Origin of the sequence: Aquamicrobium lusatiense (genome assembly GCF_014201615.1) — a bacterium.
In the GTDB taxonomy this organism is placed as follows: domain Bacteria; phylum Pseudomonadota; class Alphaproteobacteria; order Rhizobiales; family Rhizobiaceae; genus Mesorhizobium; species Mesorhizobium lusatiense.
The window spans coordinates 2065951-2082599 of the sequence record NZ_JACHEU010000001.1 but is presented as its reverse complement, the minus strand read 5'-3'; the positions used below and the strand labels follow the sequence as shown (position 1 = coordinate 2082599).

Here is a 16649-nt window from a genome sequence, read left to right as displayed (position 1 = left end):
CAAGCCGTCAGACTTTCGGCTCGATTATCGGCAGGGGTTCGGGCGACTTTGCCTCCCGACCTCTTCCGCTCCTTCCGGGACGGTGGCGGGACGATTTTCAGGCGCACCCGCGCGGTTCCGGGCACGATATCTGGCCCGGGAAAGCCGCGCTTCGGCCCGTTTCATGAGTGTGCCCAGCGTATCGCGCTCCATCACCTCTGCGAAACCGAAGCTCGCCATAATCGGAACGCTTTGCTCCGGCTCGCCGCAGCAGATGTCGTCAATGGCGTTACGGAGCAGACCTACCCAGTTGAGCGCCCCTTCATTCGTCGCGCCCTGAAGCAGGATGGCGAATGACGCTTCCTCCATGCGGCCGACGACATTGACAGGCCCGGCCGCATCACGGAGCAAAGTCCCCATTTTAGAGAGCACCCTGTCATCAAAGGCAGTTTTCGGCGCGTCGCCGACCGGCCGGGAATGGTGAAGCGCGCACAGCACCAGCGATATTGGAGCATTCCATTGGCCGTCCAGAATGGTTTTGATGCGCCGCTCAAAGCCTCGCCGGTTCAAAACTCCGGTCAACCGGTCCTTATGGTGACGGGTTCGCCTGTATCCGATCCGTACCACCACCAGCGCACAACAGAAGGTGGCCAGCACAACTGCGCCGGCGAATGCCAGATCGATGTCTGCAAGGAGTTCATCCATCAGTCATACCAGCCGCCTTGCATGAAACCGGAGCGCGTGGACATCATGTCATATATCGGGTCGACAGCCCCTGCCTCATGCGCCACTCCCTCTTTCTGAAGTGGCATCGGTGCAGGCGGCACTGTCAGCAGACAACGCCGCACGGTTTGCACCGGTTCCTCCGTGATGAAATACTCTTGCAATCCTTCTTCTTTTTGCGCCCGGGAGCGACAGATGACCCAATCAGGAACGATCCGTGCCGGCATGGGTGGCTGGACCTTCGAGCCATGGGACACTTCCTTTTATCCCCAGAAACTGCCGAAGACCAAACAGCTCGGATATGCGACGCATCAGGTGCCGACGATCGAGGTCAACGGCACCTATTATTCGTCGTTCAGGGAGCCGACCTTCATCAAGTGGGGGAATGACGCTCCGGACGGTTTTATCTACGCCCTCAAAGGCAACCGCTTCGTGACCAACCGAAAGGTTCTCGGCGAGGCCGGAGAATCGATGATGCGGTTTCTTGGCTCGGGAATCGCTGCGCTGGGCGAAAAACTCGGACCGATCCTGTGGCAGTTCGCACCGACCAAAAAATTCGAGCCGCAGGATTTCGAGGCCTTCCTGAAGCTGCTGCCAGAGCGTCAGGATGGCGTGAAACTGCGCCACGCGCTTGAAGTACGGCACGACAGCTTCGTCACTCCCGATTTTGTCACGCTGGCGCGGAAATATGGTGCCGCCATCGTCTATGCCGACCACGCCAAATATCCTGCGATAGGCGATCTGACCGGCGATTTCGCCTATCTGCGCCTGCAAACGGGAAGCGACGATAATCCGGATTGCTATACGCCGCAGGCACTTGACGAATGGGCGGAACGCGCGCGCGTTCTCGCGGCAGGCAAAATGCCTCCGGATCTGCCGCTGGCCGATCCCGCCACATCAGCACCGGAAAAGCCGCGTGACGTCTTTGTCTACTTCATCACCGAGGGAAAGGTCCGTGCGCCGTTTGGCGCGATGGCCCTGATGCAGAGGGTGTCAGGATAGAGCACGTCACCTGTGCCTGACAAATCGATTCAAGCGGCTCTCATTCCGATTCATGAAATGAACGCATAGCGTTGATTTCTATATCAAACCGGATGCAGGCAGCCGGTTGAAAAGTCGGCCGGGGGCGCCTCAGGCGCACCGCGCCACCCGCTCGATTTCCTCGCGCACCAGTCGCTCGACCAATGTGGGGAGATTGTTGTCGAGCCAGTCCTGCAGCATCGGGCGCAGCATCTCTTCCGCCATCTCGTCCAGAGATTTCTTGCTGCGCGCCGCGAATGCGTCCGACAATTCCCCGAACGCAGCGGCAACCTGCCGGCTGGTCTTCTCGGAAACCAGAGCAGGTTTGGGTGCAGCGACGTCATGCGCCTCGGCAGCGGAAGGAGTGCTCGGAAGAGGCGCTGGCTCCGCCTCTGTTTCCATGGCGGAAGCTTCTGCGCCCTGAATATCCTGCACGCTGTGGAGCGATGCCGACGATACCGGATCCGCAGGCTGGTTCTCAGAATGGCCGGAATGCCTGCCTTTGTCGCCGCTGCCGACATCCAGGGGCACCAGCCAGTCATCAGCCTTGGTCGCAGGCTTCTCCGACGCAGGAGCCGCCGGGCTGGAGAGATCGGTTCGCGTGAAATCAATTCTCTTGAACGAGGAGGATGCGGACGGCTCCTCGTCCGTCTTGCTGTCTGCCGCCACCGCCTCCGGCTGATGCGCGGGTGCAACCTCGGTCGGCTTTGGCGCATCGATATCCGCAGAAGGCTTCAGCGGCACGGCTTGCGAGCCTGAGCGCAGCTCATTGCGAAATACGTCTACGACGGCTGGAGCCGGCTCATCCGGAATGCCAGCCTCGTCGCCAGCCTGAGCAAAAGCCTCGGCTGGCTTGCGACCCGAATCGCTGTCCTCGATGATCCTGCGAATCGACGCAAGGATCTCTTCCATCGAAGGTTCACGCTGCACACTGCTTGCCGTCGCCATCGTCACGTCCACCGCCCCCGCGATTCGCTATTCTGGTCAGCATCGGCCGCGGCTCACCGGGTCAGTGCCGGCCGAATCATCTGCCTTTAGCGTAACGGACCCTGCGGCCGGGGAGAATCCCCAAACGTTATCAGCATCCTGTTTCAACAGAATAGAGCCGAACGACACACCCCGAACGGTAATCAGTCCCTGTCAGATATACAGTTCACAACAAAAAAGGCGCCGAAGCGCCTTTTCCCTGAAGCTCAAAAAGCCCGGAACGCGTCAGCGGCCATCCGGGGTGCGCAGGCCGAACCACTTGTCCTTGACCGCATTGTAATGCTCTTCCGGCTGGTACTTGGTCACCTGCAGGCCCAGACGCTCGACCGACAGCCTGCCCATGGCCTGAAGAATGGCATAGCTGGCGAGAACGACATCACGCTCCGCGCTGGCAAGGTTGATCTTGGCGTTGATCACGTCGCGCTGCGAATCCAGAACCTCCAGCGTGGTCCGCTGGCCGACATTGCGCTCTTCGATAACACCGTTCAGGGCGAGCTGGGCGGCGCTGACCACGGTGCGGTTAGCGGCAACGGCTTCCTGCGCGGCAGTATAGCCTGTCCAGGCTGCGGTGATCGCCTGCCGCACCTGGTCGCGGCTGACATCGACCTCGATACGGGCCTGACCGAGCTGTTCCTTCGACTTGCGCACCTGAGCGGATGTGCGGCCACCCTGATAGATCGGCACGGAAAGCGTAGCACCGATATTGGCGGCGTTAGAATATCCGTCGGTATTGCTGATGCCACCGGGAGAGGTGTGGCTGTAGTTGCGCGAAATGCCGGCGGATGCAGTCACCGACGGCAACAAGGCACCCTCAGCGGCTTTCACGCCAAAAGCCGCGGCATCGACCAGATGGCTGGTTGCGATGATCGCCGGATGCTCCTGGGAAGCGACGGCAACCGCCGCGTCGAGGCTGCGTGGCAGCTGCTTGGCCAGCGGTGCGGCGGCCTTGAGCTGGCCCGGCTCCTCACCGATCAGCTGCCGGTAGGCAGCCGCACTGGACAGGGCCTGCGCGCGGGCGGCGCTGAGCTGCGCCTCCGCGTTCGACCGCGCCGCGTCAGCCTGCGCAACGTCGGTGCGGGTGCCCTCGCCGACCTCAAGGCGCGAACGTGCGGCACGTGTCTGCTCGTTGAGGAATTCCAGATTCTGCTGTGTGAGAGCCGCGACCTGACGGTCGTGAATGACGTTCATATATGCCTGTGCGGCACTGTACAGGATGTTCTCTTCCGTGTTGCGCAGGCTCTCCTGCGAGGCGCGAACCCGCGCTTCGGCCGCGGCGACGGTGTTCTTGGTCTGAAAGCCATCGAACAGCATCTGATTGACCTGAACGCCGAAGCTTCCCGAAGTCAGGCGGGTCGACATGTCGTTGCGCCGCCTTTCCGTGTAGTCGATGCTGGCAGAGCCCACGACGTTCGGCCGGTATCCGGACTTGGCGATGGCCACGTCCTCATCGGTCACGCGAACGCCGGCGCGCGCAGAATTAAGCTGGGAGTTGTTGCGGTAAGCTTTTGATAACGCTCCGGTGATAGTTTCAGCCGAAGCTGCAACCGGCGACAAAGCCGTTGCGGTGATCAAAAGGGCGGCAAAAACGGTCTTGCTAAAGGACTGCACGTCGACCCTCAACTTTACAAATAATGACGACGCAACTGAAATCCTGTTCAGGCTTGTTGCGCCCTTACGCTCATACGCACCGCAGATACGACCCTTACGGCCCGCATCAGATTCGGCTCAGGCGCCAAGCCATCATGCCTAGGCTTCGGCTGCAAGTTAAATCCATTCAGAACTCGAAAACTCTGCTGCGTTCGAATCCCGGTAGTGGCCTAATTGCCGCATTGAAGGCACGTCTGCCGGTTACAACACCATTGGTATTCAGGAAGATACGGGCGACGCCCGCATTGCCTCTGCCCTCCACGGCAACCAGCCGGCCGCCCTCGGCAAGCTGCACCTGCAACTGCTCCGGAAGCTCGTCAATGCTGCCCTGCAACACAATTACATCATAAGGCGCGGCAGTTTTCCAGCCGTCACGAAGTGGGCCTTCCACCACCGAAACATTCCCGCAACCGAGCGCCCCCAGCGTCTCGCGCGCCTTGCCGGCCAGCACCGGATCACTTTCCAGCGCTGTGACAGAGGCGGCGACCTGCGAAAGAATTGCCGACGAGTAACCCGTGCCGCAGCCGATATCGAGAACAGAATCGCCTTCCCGGATCTCCGCGGCCTGCAAAAGGCGGGCCAGCGGCGAAGGCTCCATAAGGAAGCGGGGGCCACTCTCAGTGTCCGCTATGCGGATATCCTCGTCGATATAGGCAAGCTCACGCATCGCCTCTTCAACAAAAAGCTCGCGCGGAACAGACAGAAAGGCTTCAAGCAGCGGCACATTCGTGACATCGGTCGTGCGAATCTGTCCGTCGACCATTTTGACGCGGCGTTCGGTAAAATCAGCGCTCATGTGCAAGCTGCCCCGCTCTGGCGCGCACCGCGCGCTTTCAGTACGTTGGAACGAACAAATCCTGCCGAATGCGGCAGGATGCCCTGAAAAACTGGAGGCCTCGCCCGGAATCGAACCGGGGTGCAAGGATTTGCAGTCCTCTGCGTAACCACTCCGCCACGAGGCCCCACGCTGTGCAAGCGTTCCAGCGGCCTCAATAGGTTAGCCCCATTTCCCAGTCAAGCCGCTCTCCGTCATTCTCAATGTTTTCCTTGCTTCATTCTGAAGAGCCATCTTCGGTGCGCCGGCATCACGCTGAAAAATGTCACCGAAAGCGCAATCCCAGCCCCCCCCGAGCCATTTCAGGGCAATCGTGATTATCCCGCAGGAATGGAACCGCCTCGGCCTCCGGCACGTTTGTCCTGCCGGTTCACCTCACCTCATGCAGCGGTTTTGCAATAGCCGGCGGGTATGGTTAGCTGAGGCGTTAAAGACAGAAGGAGATATCATGGCCATTAGCCGCAAAGAGGAAGAACGGGCACTGGATAAGGCCGAGCAGGAGCTTGTAGCCAATACCCGCCATCCTGCATTGCAGGAGCTGTCGGATAAGGATCTCTCCCACCATATCAAGCTGTTGCGCGAACGGCGGGACAAGGCGCAGGGAGAAGTCCAGCGCCGCCGGCGGGAGATGCGCGGTAAGGCAACCGCCAAAGGCGCGGAAGCGGCAACATCCGCGGCTGGCAACAGCACGAAGCAGGAAGTGCTTTCGCAGGCAGTACGCCGTCTGAATGCAGAACGCACAAGGCGCGAACGCATGGCCGCGCAGGTTTCGCAAGCCGAGCTTGCGCACACGGCACTCCAGCTCAAGCAGGCTTCCACGGATCAGGGAGCGCCTCTTAACACGCGGCACGCCCATCAGGGCATGCGCAATGCGGCGTCACAGCGGCCCAAGAACCTGATCAGACCCATGGAACTCGGCCGCCAGCGCAAGGCCGGTGCGGTTGCACAGGCAAAACGCGACAGCTGACAACGCAGCAATCGGCCGGAAGGAACAAGTCTCCCGCAGGACAGCGCTCCTTCCGGCTATCCACGCCCCCGGCTATCCACTCCCCCGATTATCCACTCCATTGAACACGCGCGCGACCTGCGGTCAGGTCGGTAACCAGGCGCTCTATGTCAAATGCCGCATCCTTCGGAACATCGAAGGACAGCTCGGCCCCGCTCTCGTTGAACCGGGGCGCGTGAAGCTTCGCATCCGGCACAGCCTCCAGCCTCGACTGCACAAGCGACAGATCGCTGAACCCGCAGGCGACAGTGGCTGACAAGGTTTCCACCAGCGGCTTCCTAGAAGCCTCATGCAGGCATGATGCCGCCGTTCCGCCATAGGCACGGATCAGCCCACCGCTTCCAAGCAGCACGCCGCCGAACCAGCGCGTGACCACCACCGCCACATTGTCCAGCGACTGACCATCAATGGCCTGCAAGATCGGTTTACCCGCCGTCCCACCGGGCTCTCCATCATCGCTGAACCGGTAATTTTGCCCCACACGCCACGCCCAGCAATTGTGATTTGCGGTGCGTTCGGCATGCATATCTATAAAGGCTCTGGCCGCAGCTTCATCGGCGACAGGTCCTGCTACGGCGACAAACCGACTCTTTTTGACTTCGAGCCGCGCGGATACCGTGTCGATAAGTGTAAAAAGCTTGCTCATTTCCCCCATGTAACATGAATGCGAACGCCTTAGCGGCGGCGGCGACGCTCCCACCATACGGCGGCGCGCCTGCGCCAGCGGCGCACACGGGCGAATTCATAGGAGAGTATCAGAAGCCCGAGCGGAATCATCCAGAAGCCCAGCACCGGCAGGAAGCCGAAACAGCCGAGCACCATCAGGCTTATGCCGATGGCGATGCGCGCACGGCGCGACCGCGGCAAGGTAAACTCCTTGCCCAGCAAAGTGATCTTGCGGCGCGTCTCTTCACAACCGTTTGAGGAATCGTCCTGAATCATAATTCTCCATGCACCGTTCAGCTGCGTATCCGGTAACACGACATCTCGGCAAATCCGCGGTTCAGCCCATGTTTATGCTCTTAACCTCCGGCTCCTGACGGCTGGCCGTGGGGTCAATATGGCCACAGGCCTGCGACATTTCGAGCAGGTCTGTGAAAATGGTGTAAAAAAAGCGAAATGCTTCTTTGCAAAGCCGAAAAGGGTTTGCTATAGGCTGCCTCGTTCACGCAAGAGCCTGCTGTTCCCCGGTAGCTCAGCGGTAGAGCAACCGGCTGTTAACCGGTTGGTCGATGGTTCGAATCCGTCCCGGGGAGCCACTTCAAGTGGCAAAGGCAAGTGAATTATCCCTTCGGTTATCTGGTATGCCTTGCCTGGTGTTTGTTCGGGCATGTTTCAGCCTGCGATTTGCCGGCTTCGGATCAGCACTTATGCTGACGCATTATACCGATGCTACAATTGTCAATCTGCCCTCGCCTCCCTGATACCTTGAGAACGGCATCCGGCCAGCATCGGCCGATGCCGAAAACAATCTTCCACGACCATCCGCGACACAGGTGACAAGTCTGCACGACTAGTCTATGCATTCGGGCGTCGGGGGGCCTCACAAGGGCTTCAACTGTTTGCGGGAGAGAGCAGCGCAAAGCTGCCGCCGAAGGGGAAATCGCCCGAAATCTCTCAGGCAAAAGAACCGTAAGCAGGAACGACACTCTGGAAAGTCGAGGCATTGCTGCTTCGCGCCGAAGGTGTAAGTGCCGCCGACAGAGTTCCGGTTGCACGAGTCTCTCAGGCTTCAGACAGAGGGGCACGAATGGTCGCCGTTGCGGCCGGTTTCGTGTTGTTCTGGAGAAGTTATGGCAGGCCCTGAAGACAAGCACCTCCCCCTTGAAGATCTGCACAAACAGGCCGGAGCGCGCTTTGGCGCCTTTGCCGGCTGGTCCATGCCGCTGACCTATCCGGCCGGCGTCATGAAAGAGCATCTGCACACGCGCGAACATGTCGGCGTGTTCGATATATCGCACATGAAGCTGATCGAGCTTTCCGGCAGCGGTGCCGGCGCGCTTCTCGAACGCGCCTGCCCTCTTGATTCTGCGGCGCTGCCGCTGCTTCAGTCCAAATATTCCTTCCTGCTCAACGATGCCGCCGGCATCCTCGACGACGTGATCGTCACCCGTCTTGGCGACGACAGCTTCATGCTGGTGGCCAATGCCGGCAACGCGGCACAGGACGAGGCGCATCTGCGCAGCCTCGCCGAGGGGCTCGACGTCACCATCGATCCGCTCGATCGCGTCTTCCTCGCCATTCAGGGCCCCGAAGCCGAAGCCGCCCTCAACAAGGCCGGCGTCGAAACCGGCGCGCTCATCTTCATGCATGGGGTCGAACCTCGCGACGGCTGGTTCCTGACGCGCTCCGGCTATACCGGCGAAGACGGCTTCGAGATCGGCCTTCCGGAAAAGGACGCCCGCGAGCTGCTCGAAAAACTGTTCGCCGACGAGCGCGTGATGTGGGTGGGCCTTGCCGCCCGCGACAGCCTTCGCCTTGAAGCCGGCCTGTGCCTGCATGGCAACGACATTACGCCCGACACCAATCCGGTGGATGCGGTGCTGATGTGGGCCGTGCCGAAGAGCCTGCGCGCCGAAGGCCGGTTCGTGGGCGCAGACGCGTTGCGCGATCTGATTGCCCGCGGCGCTTCCGAAAAGCGCGTCGGTCTCAAGCCGGAAGGGCGCCAGCCGGTGCGCGCCGGCGCTTCCCTCTTCGATACGGACGGCAATCCCGCCGGCCGCATCACCTCGGGTGGTTTCGGTCCTTCGGCCGGACATCCGGTCGCAATGGGCTACGTGCCCGCCACTCAGGCAGCCGTTGGTACCAGGCTGTATGCCGATGTGCGTGGCACGAAAGTGCCGGTCGACATACATGCCCTGCCCTTCACACCGCATCGCTACCGCAAAGGATAATTCTCATGGCAACGACCTATTACACCGAAGACCACGAATGGCTGCGCGTCGAGGGCGATGTGGCGACCGTAGGCATCACCGACTATGCGCAGGAGCAGCTTGGGGATCTCGTCTTCGTCGAACTGCCTGAGACCGGCAAGAGCCTGAGCAAGGGCGACACGGCCGTCGTGGTGGAATCCGTCAAGGCGGCGTCGGACGTCTATGCGCCCGTCGATGGCGAAGTGACCGAAGCCAACGAGGCACTTTCCTCAGACCCGGCACTGGTGAATTCCGCCGCCACCGGCGACGGCTGGCTGTGGAAGATGAAGCTTTCCGACACGAGCCAGCTCGACGGTCTCATGGATGAAGCGGCCTACAACGCCCATATCGGCTGACAGGACAAAACAATGACCACGGCACCCTTTACTTTCACGGATCGCCATATCGGCCCCGGCGATGACGATGTGCGCGCCATGCTCACCCGCATCGGCGTCGCTTCGGTCGATGAGCTGATTGATCAGGCTGTTCCGAAGTCGATCCGCCTTGATCGCGCCCTCGCCCTGCCGGCCCCGGCCAGCGAAGCCGAAGCGCTTGCCGAACTCTCGGCAACCATGTCGCGCAATGTCGTCATGAAGAGCTTCATCGGCGCGGGCTATCATGGCGTTCAGGTGCCGCCGGTCATTCAGCGCAACATGTTCGAGAACCCGGCCTGGTACACGGCGTATACGCCCTATCAGGCAGAGATCAGCCAGGGCCGTCTGGAAATGCTGTTCAATTTCCAGACGCTGGTGTCGGAGCTGACCGGCCTGCCGGTGGCGTCCGCCTCGCTGCTCGATGAAGCCACGGCTGCCGCCGAGGCCGTCGGCATCGCCGTGCGTCATCATCGCGACAAGCGCAACAAGATTGCGCTCGCCGGCGTACCGCTGCCGCAGACGCTCGACGTTCTGCACACCCGCGCCGAACCGCTGGACATCGTGATCGACGGCGACACGATCGATGACGACACCGCAGCCCTCATCGTTTCATGGCCGGACGCCAATGGCGTCTATGGCGACCACAAGGCGGCGATCGAGAGGGCGAAGTCAGCCGGCGCGCTGGTCATCTTCGTGTCCGATCCGCTGTCGCTGACCGTCACCAGCTCGCCGGCAAGCCTCGGCGCGGATATCGCCGTCGGCTCCATGCAGCGCTTCGGCGTGCCGATGGGCTTTGGCGGTCCGCACGCGGCCTATTGCGCCGTGTCGGAAAAGCTCACCCGCCTGATGCCCGGCCGGCTCGTCGGCCAGTCGGTCGATGCGCATGGCCGCCCCGGATTCCGCCTCGCACTGCAGACCCGCGAGCAGCACATCCGCCGCGACAAGGCCACCTCCAACATCTGCACGGCGCAGGCCCTGCTCGCCAACATGGCCACCGCCTATGCCATCTGGCACGGTCCGTCCGGCCTGAAGGCTATCGCCACCCGCATCCACAGGCTCGCCAACGGATTGGCCGAGGGCCTGAACGCCGCAGGTGTGAAGGTGCTCGGCAGCCGTCGCTTCGATACGGTCACCGCCGAAGTGAAGGGCAAGGCCGAAGCGATTGCCGCTGAAGCCGAGAAGGGCGGCAGGCTGCTGCGCGTCATTGATGCCGATCATGTCGGCATCGCCTTCGACGAGACCTCGACCGAAGCCGATCTCGAAGCCATTGCCGCGCTGTTCAACGCAAAGGCAACGGCCGCCGCTTCGGACAACCTGCCCGGCAAGCCGCGCGGCGGGGAGTTCCTCACCCAGCCCGTGTTCCACGAAAACCGCTCCGAAACCGACATGATGCGCTATCTGCGCCGGCTGGCCGACAAGGATCTGGCGCTCGACCGCGCCATGATCCCGCTCGGCTCCTGCACCATGAAGCTCAATGCGGCAGCGGAAATGATGCCGGTGAGCTGGCCGAACATCGCCAACCTGCATCCCTTCGCCCCGAAGGCACATACTCTCGGCTTCCGCGACATGATCGCCGAGCTCGAAAGCTGGCTGGCCGAGATTACCGGCTTCGATGCCGTGACCCTGCAGCCCAATGCCGGCAGCCAGGGCGAATATGCGGGCCTGCTCGCCATTCGCGGTTATCACAAGTCGCGCGGCGAAGGGCACCGCAACATCTGCCTCATCCCTTCCTCCGCGCATGGCACCAACCCGGCTTCGGCCGCGATGGCCGGCATGAGCGTTGTGGTGGTGCGCTGCACCGATGACGGCAACATCGACATCGACGATCTGAAGGCCAAGGCCGAACAGCACGGCGCCAATCTGGCGGCCCTGATGTTCACCTACCCGTCCACGCATGGCGTGTTCGAGGAAGGCGCCAAGGACATCTGCAATATCGTGCACGCGCATGGCGGACAGGTCTATTTCGACGGCGCCAACCTCAACGCGCTGGTCGGTCTCGCCCGACCCGGTGACATCGGCGCGGACGTCTGCCACATGAACCTGCACAAGACCTTCTGCATCCCGCATGGCGGCGGCGGCCCGGGCGTCGGGCCGATCGGCGTCAAGTCGCATCTGGCTCCGCATCTGCCGGGCCACGTCGCGGAAGGGTCTGCCCATGCGGTTTCGGCAGCCCCCTTCGGCAGCGCATCGATCCTGCCCATCACATGGATGTATATCCGCATGATGGGCCCCACCCTGAAGAAGGCGACGGAGATTGCCATCCTGTCGGCCAACTATCTGGTGGCGCGGCTCGGCAACCACTTCTCGGTGCTCTACCGGGGCCGTGGCGGACGCGTGGCGCATGAGTGCATCCTCGACACCCGCGTGCTCAAGGACCGTTCCGGCATCACCGTCGACGACATCGCCAAGCGCCTGATCGACTACGGCTTCCACGCTCCCACCATGTCGTTCCCGGTTGCCGGAACGCTGATGGTGGAGCCGACGGAATCCGAGCCGAAGGCCGAGGTGGATCGTCTGTGCGAAGCGCTGATCGCCATCGCCGACGAAGCCGCCAGAGTGGAGAAGGGCGAATGGCCCGCCGATGACAACCCGCTGGTCAATGCGCCGCACACGGCATCCGAGGTTCTGGCCGGCGAGTGGGCGCATCCTTATTCGCGCATGGAAGCCGCATACCCGGCTGAAAATGCCGACAGCATCGTCAAATACTGGCCGCCGGTGTCGCGCATCGACAATGTGGCCGGCGACCGCAACCTGATCTGCTCCTGCCCGCCCGTGTCCGAATACAGCGACGCGGCCGAGTAAGCCGATCCGGAATGAAGACATGGCAGAGGCCGGCGCAAAATGCCGGCCTTTGCTTTTTGGGGCAGCGTTTGGAAGCGTCCGGCCCTTGCTCCCCGCGCTAATCCTCTGTATTGCGTGGAAACGATCCTGAACAGAACCGGAACCTTGGTCGCGCTTGCCCCCAAAGCGTGGCAGACTAGCCGGTGATTCGCAGCCTCCGCTCACGGACCCGCATGGACGACAGCAACGATCTTTTCGCCCGCATCGATGACAAGCCGCAGCCGGTGCGCGCACCTGCACGCCCGGCCGATCCGCTTGTGGAAGCGGCCCGCAAGGCGGCGACGGCTGCTGCCCCGGCAGCATCCGCAACTCCGAAGACGGTGCCTTCCGCGCCTGCGCCAATCGGCGACGGATACAGCGCGGCCGACATCGAGGTTCTGGAAGGGCTGGAGCCGGTTCGGCGTAGGCCCGGCATGTATATCGGCGGCACCGACGAAAAGGCGCTGCATCATCTGTTTGCCGAAGTCATCGACAACTCGATGGACGAAGCCGTTGCCGGCCACGCCACCTTCATCGAGGTGGAGCTTTCCGCCGACGGTTTTTTGACCGTGACCGACAATGGGCGCGGCATTCCCGTCGATCTGCACCCGAAATACAACCGCCCTGCCATTGAGGTCATCATGACCACGCTGCACTCCGGCGGCAAATTCGATTCCAAGGTCTATGAAACCTCGGGCGGCCTGCATGGCGTCGGCGTCTCCGTCGTCAACGCGCTTTCAGAAGAACTGGAAGTCGAGATCGCGCGCGGGCGCAAGCTCTATCGCCAGCGGTTTTCGCGCGGCAAGCCGCTCGGCGATCTCGAACATCTGGGCGACATCCACAACCGGCGCGGGACGAAGATCCGCTTCAGGCCGGACGATCAGATTTTCGGCAAGGGCGCGAAGTTCGATCCGGCACGCCTCTACAGGATGGCACGCTCCAAGGCTTATCTTTTTGGCGGCGTCGAGATCCGCTGGAGTTGCGATCCGCTGCTGATCGGCGAGAAGGACACCACGCCCCCGAAGGACGAGTTCCACTATCCGGGCGGTCTCAAGGATTATCTGGCCGCCTCGCTGGGCGGCGATTTTCAGGTCACGCGTGAAATCTTCGCCGGCAAGACCGAGCGTCAGGGTGGTCATGGCTCGGTCGAATGGGCCGTGACCTGGTATGGCGGCGACGGCTTCCTCAACTCCTACTGCAACACCATTCCGACCGGTGAAGGCGGCACGCATGAAACCGGCCTGCGCAACGTGCTGCTGCGCGGCCTGCGCGCCTATGCCGATCTGGTCGGCAACAAGCGCGCCTCGGTGGTGACGTCCGAAGACGTGATGATCTCGGCCGCCGGCATGCTGTCCGTATTCATCCGCGAACCGGAATTCGTCGGCCAGACCAAGGACCGCCTTGCGACGGTCGAAGCCGTGCGCATCGTCGAAAGTGCGATCCGCGATCCGTTCGACCATTGGCTGGCCGACAACCCGCAGGAAGCCTCGAAGCTGCTCGACTGGGTGATCCAGCGCGCCGACGAGCGCGTTCGCCGCCGTCAGGAGCGCGAGGTGTCGCGCAAGACCGCCGTTCGCAAGCTGCGCCTGCCGGGCAAGCTGGCCGACTGCACCCAGAATGCCGCCGCAGGCGCTGAACTGTTCATCGTCGAGGGCGATTCGGCTGGTGGCTCCGCCAAGCAGGCGCGCGACCGCGCCACGCAGGCCGTTCTGCCGCTGCGCGGCAAGATCCTCAACGTCGCCAGCGCCGGTCACGACAAGCTCACCGCCAACCAGACGATTTCCGACCTGGTTCAGGCGCTGGGCTGCGGCACGCGCTCGAAATATCGCGATCAGGACCTTCGCTACGACCGCGTCATCATCATGACCGACGCCGACGTCGACGGCGCGCACATCGCCTCGCTGCTCATCACCTTCTTCTATCAGGAGATGCCGCAGCTCATTCATGGCGGGCATCTCTACATGGCGGTTCCGCCGCTCTATTCGATCCGGCAGGGCGGCAAGGTCGCCTATGCGCGCGACGACGCCCACAAGGACGAGTTGCTGCGCACCCAGTTCACCGGGCGCAGCAAGGTGGAGATCGGGCGTTTCAAGGGCCTTGGCGAGATGATGGCGCATCAGCTCAAGGAAACCACCATGGACCCGAAGAAGCGCACGCTTCTACGCGTCGATGTGATCGATGAGGAAGCGGCAACCCGCGATGCCGTGGATGCGCTGATGGGCACGAAGCCGGAAGCACGTTTCCGGTTCATCACCGAGCGTGCCGAATTCGCCGAGGCCGACGCGCTGGACATCTGAGACCCCGATGCGGGCGATGAACCGGATCAGGGACACGCTTACAGGCCTGATGCGTCCGACGCGCGGCGACTGGGTTTTCGCGCTTCGCACCACGCTTGCCGGTCTTGTCGCGCTGTTCGTGGCCTATGCCCTGCGGCTGGAGCATCCGCACTGGGCCATGATGACGGTGTTCATCGTCGCCCAGCCTGTTGCCGGCATGGTTCTGGCCAAGAGCTTCTACCGGCTGATTGGAACGCTGGCGGGCGCATTTGCAGCGCTCGTCATGGTGCCCCTGTTCGGTGGCAATGCCTGGCTGTTCCTGGCCGTGCTGTCGCTGTGGATCGGGATCTGCACATGGTTCGCCTCCATGTTGCGCAATCCGGAAGCCTATGGCGCCGCCCTCGCCGGCTATACGGCGATCATCATCGGCTTGCCCGGCTTTGCCGAACCGCATCTGCTTCAGGATCTGGCCCTGGCGCGCTGCGGCGAGATCGTCATCGGCATCTTATGCGCCGGTATCAGCAGCCGGCTCATGCTGCCGCAACTGGCTTCGGAAGCCATGGGAACCCGGCTGGCCGGCTGCATCAGTGACCTTGCCACTTATGCGCGCGGGGCCTTTTCAGACGCCGACATTTCAACGCTGCGGCCCGTTCACCGCAAGCTGGTGACGGACATACAGGCACTCAGCGAAATGCGCGCCTATGCGCGGCTGGAAACGCCCGGACGCGCCAGCCGCGCGCATTCCGTGCGGCGCGCCATCGGCCATCTGCTGTCCGCCATTTCGGCGACCCGGATGCTGCGCCAGCACGCGCTGCCGGACAATGAGGCGCTGCAACCCATACGCGACGCACTGAAATCGCTGGTCGACGATATGGCCGCGCCCGGCGTCCTCGACGATACGTCCCCGTTCATCGCGCGCCTCGACGAGATCGCAACCATGGCGGCAATGGCGAGATCCACGGACGGGGACGATCCCGTCGCCACGGCTTCGCGGCTGGCGCTGGTGCGGGAGTTCGTCCATGCGCTGAAAGGTGCCTTGCGCGGGCTGGACATGCTGCGCCACGAGCCCGACCGGCAGAAAAGCCTGCGCCGGCAGCCGGCTCTCGTCATTCACCGCGACCATGATGCGGCGCGGCGCAACGCCATCCGCGCCATGGTGGCCACGGCGCTGGTCGCGGCCTTCTGGCTGGAAACGCAATGGTCGAGTGCGGCGGGCATCGTCGTCATTGTCGCCGTCGTGGCCAGCCTGTTCGCGGCGCGGCCGTTTCCGGTCAAGGTCGCATGGGGCTTCTTCAAGGGTACCCTCCTTGCCCTGCCTTTCGCCTTCGTGGTCGGACAGGTGCTCCTGCCCGCCTTCCCCGGATTTTTCTGGTTCGCGCTGTTCGTGGTGCCGATACTGGTGCCGGCGGCACTTGCCATGGCCAATCCGCGCCTGACCGGCGTCGCAACCGCATTTGCGATCAATTTCCTCGCCTTCCTGAGCCCGCACCAGTCCATGAGCTACGACCCGGCGGAGTTTCTCGCCGGTTCTGGCTCGATACTGATCGGCATCCTGCTGGCGATAGGCGTGTTCCTCACCGTGCTTCCAGCTAATCCGCGCCGGACGGCCGAAGGCATCGTGCGCGCCATGCGTGAGGATCTGGCGCGCCTGTGCCTGCATGAGCGCATCGCGAAGCGATCCGCTTTCGAAAGCCTCGCATACGACCGTATAAGCCAGTTGCTGCCGCTGTTGCAGGGGAGCGGAAAGGAAGGCGAGGCGCTCATCGCCGGCAGCGTGGCGGCGGTGACGGCCGGCCTTTCGGTGCTGCGCCTGCGCATTTCCATGCTGGGCAGCGGGCTGACGGCAGCAGACAAGGAAGAGGCAGGTGATTTCCTGCGCCAGGTGGCGCGCGGGCTGCTGGTGAAGCCTGCCGGCTCGTCATGGGCGGGAACGGTTGCCGCCGCTCGCCAGACAGCCGGCCGGATCGCAGCTTCCGGCAAGGGCGAGGCCTTGCAGGCCGCTGCCTCCATGCGCGTTATCGCGGCGGCGATCGAGGATCACCCGGCCTTTTTCAGTCGCAGGGCCTGATT

At 62.6% G+C, this 16649-nt stretch carries 13 protein-coding genes, 2 tRNA genes and 1 riboswitch; of the genes, 8 read left to right on the top strand and 7 right to left on the bottom strand.

Going from position 1 to position 16649, the window contains the following annotated elements:
• Nucleotides 1-24: 24 nt before the first annotated feature.
• A complete protein-coding gene (locus tag HNR59_RS09980; protein WP_183829351.1) occupies nt 25-684 on the bottom strand; it encodes a GGDEF domain-containing protein in 660 nt (219 codons plus the stop codon).
• 213 nt (nt 685-897) lie between these two features.
• On the opposite strand from HNR59_RS09980, the gene HNR59_RS09975 reads away from it, so the two are divergent.
• On the top strand, nt 898-1704 hold the full coding sequence (locus tag HNR59_RS09975; RefSeq protein ID WP_183829347.1) for a DUF72 domain-containing protein: 807 nt from the start codon (nt 898-900) through the stop codon (nt 1702-1704).
• A gap of 129 nt (nt 1705-1833) precedes the next feature.
• On the opposite strand, the gene HNR59_RS20915 is transcribed toward HNR59_RS09975, so the two are convergent.
• From HNR59_RS20915 to HNR59_RS09955, 4 genes are all read right to left on the bottom strand, one after another.
• The gene (locus tag HNR59_RS20915) at nt 1834-2670 is read right to left on the bottom strand and encodes a PopZ family protein (RefSeq protein ID WP_183829344.1); all 837 of its coding nucleotides are present in this window, start codon (nt 2668-2670) and stop codon (nt 1834-1836) included.
• Between the two features lie 264 nt (nt 2671-2934).
• Nucleotides 2935-4317: a TolC family outer membrane protein gene (locus HNR59_RS09965; RefSeq protein ID WP_343060774.1), complete on the bottom strand. Its 1383-nt coding sequence runs from the start codon at nt 4315-4317 to the stop codon at nt 2935-2937.
• Between the two features lie 166 nt (nt 4318-4483).
• A complete protein-coding gene (locus HNR59_RS09960; RefSeq protein WP_183831506.1) occupies nt 4484-5152 on the bottom strand; it encodes a protein-L-isoaspartate O-methyltransferase family protein in 669 nt (222 codons plus the stop codon).
• A 92-nt stretch (nt 5153-5244) separates the two neighbouring features.
• Nucleotides 5245-5318: transfer RNA gene (locus tag HNR59_RS09955), tRNA-Cys, on the bottom strand.
• A gap of 321 nt (nt 5319-5639) precedes the next feature.
• On the opposite strand from HNR59_RS09955, the gene HNR59_RS09950 reads away from it, so the two are divergent.
• Nucleotides 5640-6158 (top strand): hypothetical protein, encoded by a 519-nt coding sequence (locus tag HNR59_RS09950; protein WP_183829338.1) that lies wholly within the window; start codon nt 5640-5642, stop codon nt 6156-6158.
• An 88-nt stretch (nt 6159-6246) separates the two neighbouring features.
• On the opposite strand, the gene HNR59_RS09945 is transcribed toward HNR59_RS09950, so the two are convergent.
• Both HNR59_RS09945 and HNR59_RS09940 read right to left on the bottom strand, forming a co-directional pair.
• Nucleotides 6247-6843: an IMPACT family protein gene (locus tag HNR59_RS09945; protein WP_425488643.1), complete on the bottom strand. Its 597-nt coding sequence runs from the start codon at nt 6841-6843 to the stop codon at nt 6247-6249.
• A 29-nt stretch (nt 6844-6872) separates the two neighbouring features.
• Nucleotides 6873-7139 carry a hypothetical protein gene (locus HNR59_RS09940; protein ID WP_183829333.1) on the bottom strand — a complete coding sequence of 89 codons (267 nt, stop codon included), beginning with the start codon at nt 7137-7139 and terminating at the stop codon, nt 6873-6875.
• Nucleotides 7140-7381: 242 nt separating this feature from the next.
• On the opposite strand from HNR59_RS09940, the gene HNR59_RS09935 reads away from it, so the two are divergent.
• The 6 genes from HNR59_RS09935 (at nt 7382) to HNR59_RS09910 (ending at nt 16647) form a co-directional block, all read left to right on the top strand.
• Nucleotides 7382-7456: transfer RNA gene (locus HNR59_RS09935), tRNA-Asn, on the top strand.
• Between the two features lie 296 nt (nt 7457-7752).
• Nucleotides 7753-7840: riboswitch (glycine riboswitch) on the top strand.
• 150 nt (nt 7841-7990) lie between these two features.
• A complete protein-coding gene (gcvT, locus tag HNR59_RS09930; RefSeq protein WP_183829330.1) occupies nt 7991-9091 on the top strand; it encodes a glycine cleavage system aminomethyltransferase GcvT in 1101 nt (366 codons plus the stop codon).
• 5 nt (nt 9092-9096) lie between these two features.
• Nucleotides 9097-9465, top strand: a complete 369-nt coding sequence (gene gcvH, locus HNR59_RS09925; protein WP_183829327.1) for a glycine cleavage system protein GcvH — start codon at nt 9097-9099, stop codon at nt 9463-9465.
• A 12-nt stretch (nt 9466-9477) separates the two neighbouring features.
• Nucleotides 9478-12285, top strand: a complete 2808-nt coding sequence (gene gcvP, locus HNR59_RS09920) for an aminomethyl-transferring glycine dehydrogenase (RefSeq protein ID WP_183829324.1) — start codon at nt 9478-9480, stop codon at nt 12283-12285.
• Nucleotides 12286-12497: 212 nt separating this feature from the next.
• On the top strand, nt 12498-14600 hold the full coding sequence (gene parE / locus HNR59_RS09915) for a DNA topoisomerase IV subunit B (protein ID WP_183829321.1): 2103 nt from the start codon (nt 12498-12500) through the stop codon (nt 14598-14600).
• 16 nt (nt 14601-14616) lie between these two features.
• Nucleotides 14617-16647 carry an FUSC family protein gene (locus HNR59_RS09910; protein ID WP_246374552.1) on the top strand — a complete coding sequence of 677 codons (2031 nt, stop codon included), beginning with the start codon at nt 14617-14619 and terminating at the stop codon, nt 16645-16647.
• Nucleotides 16648-16649 lie beyond the last annotated feature (2 nt).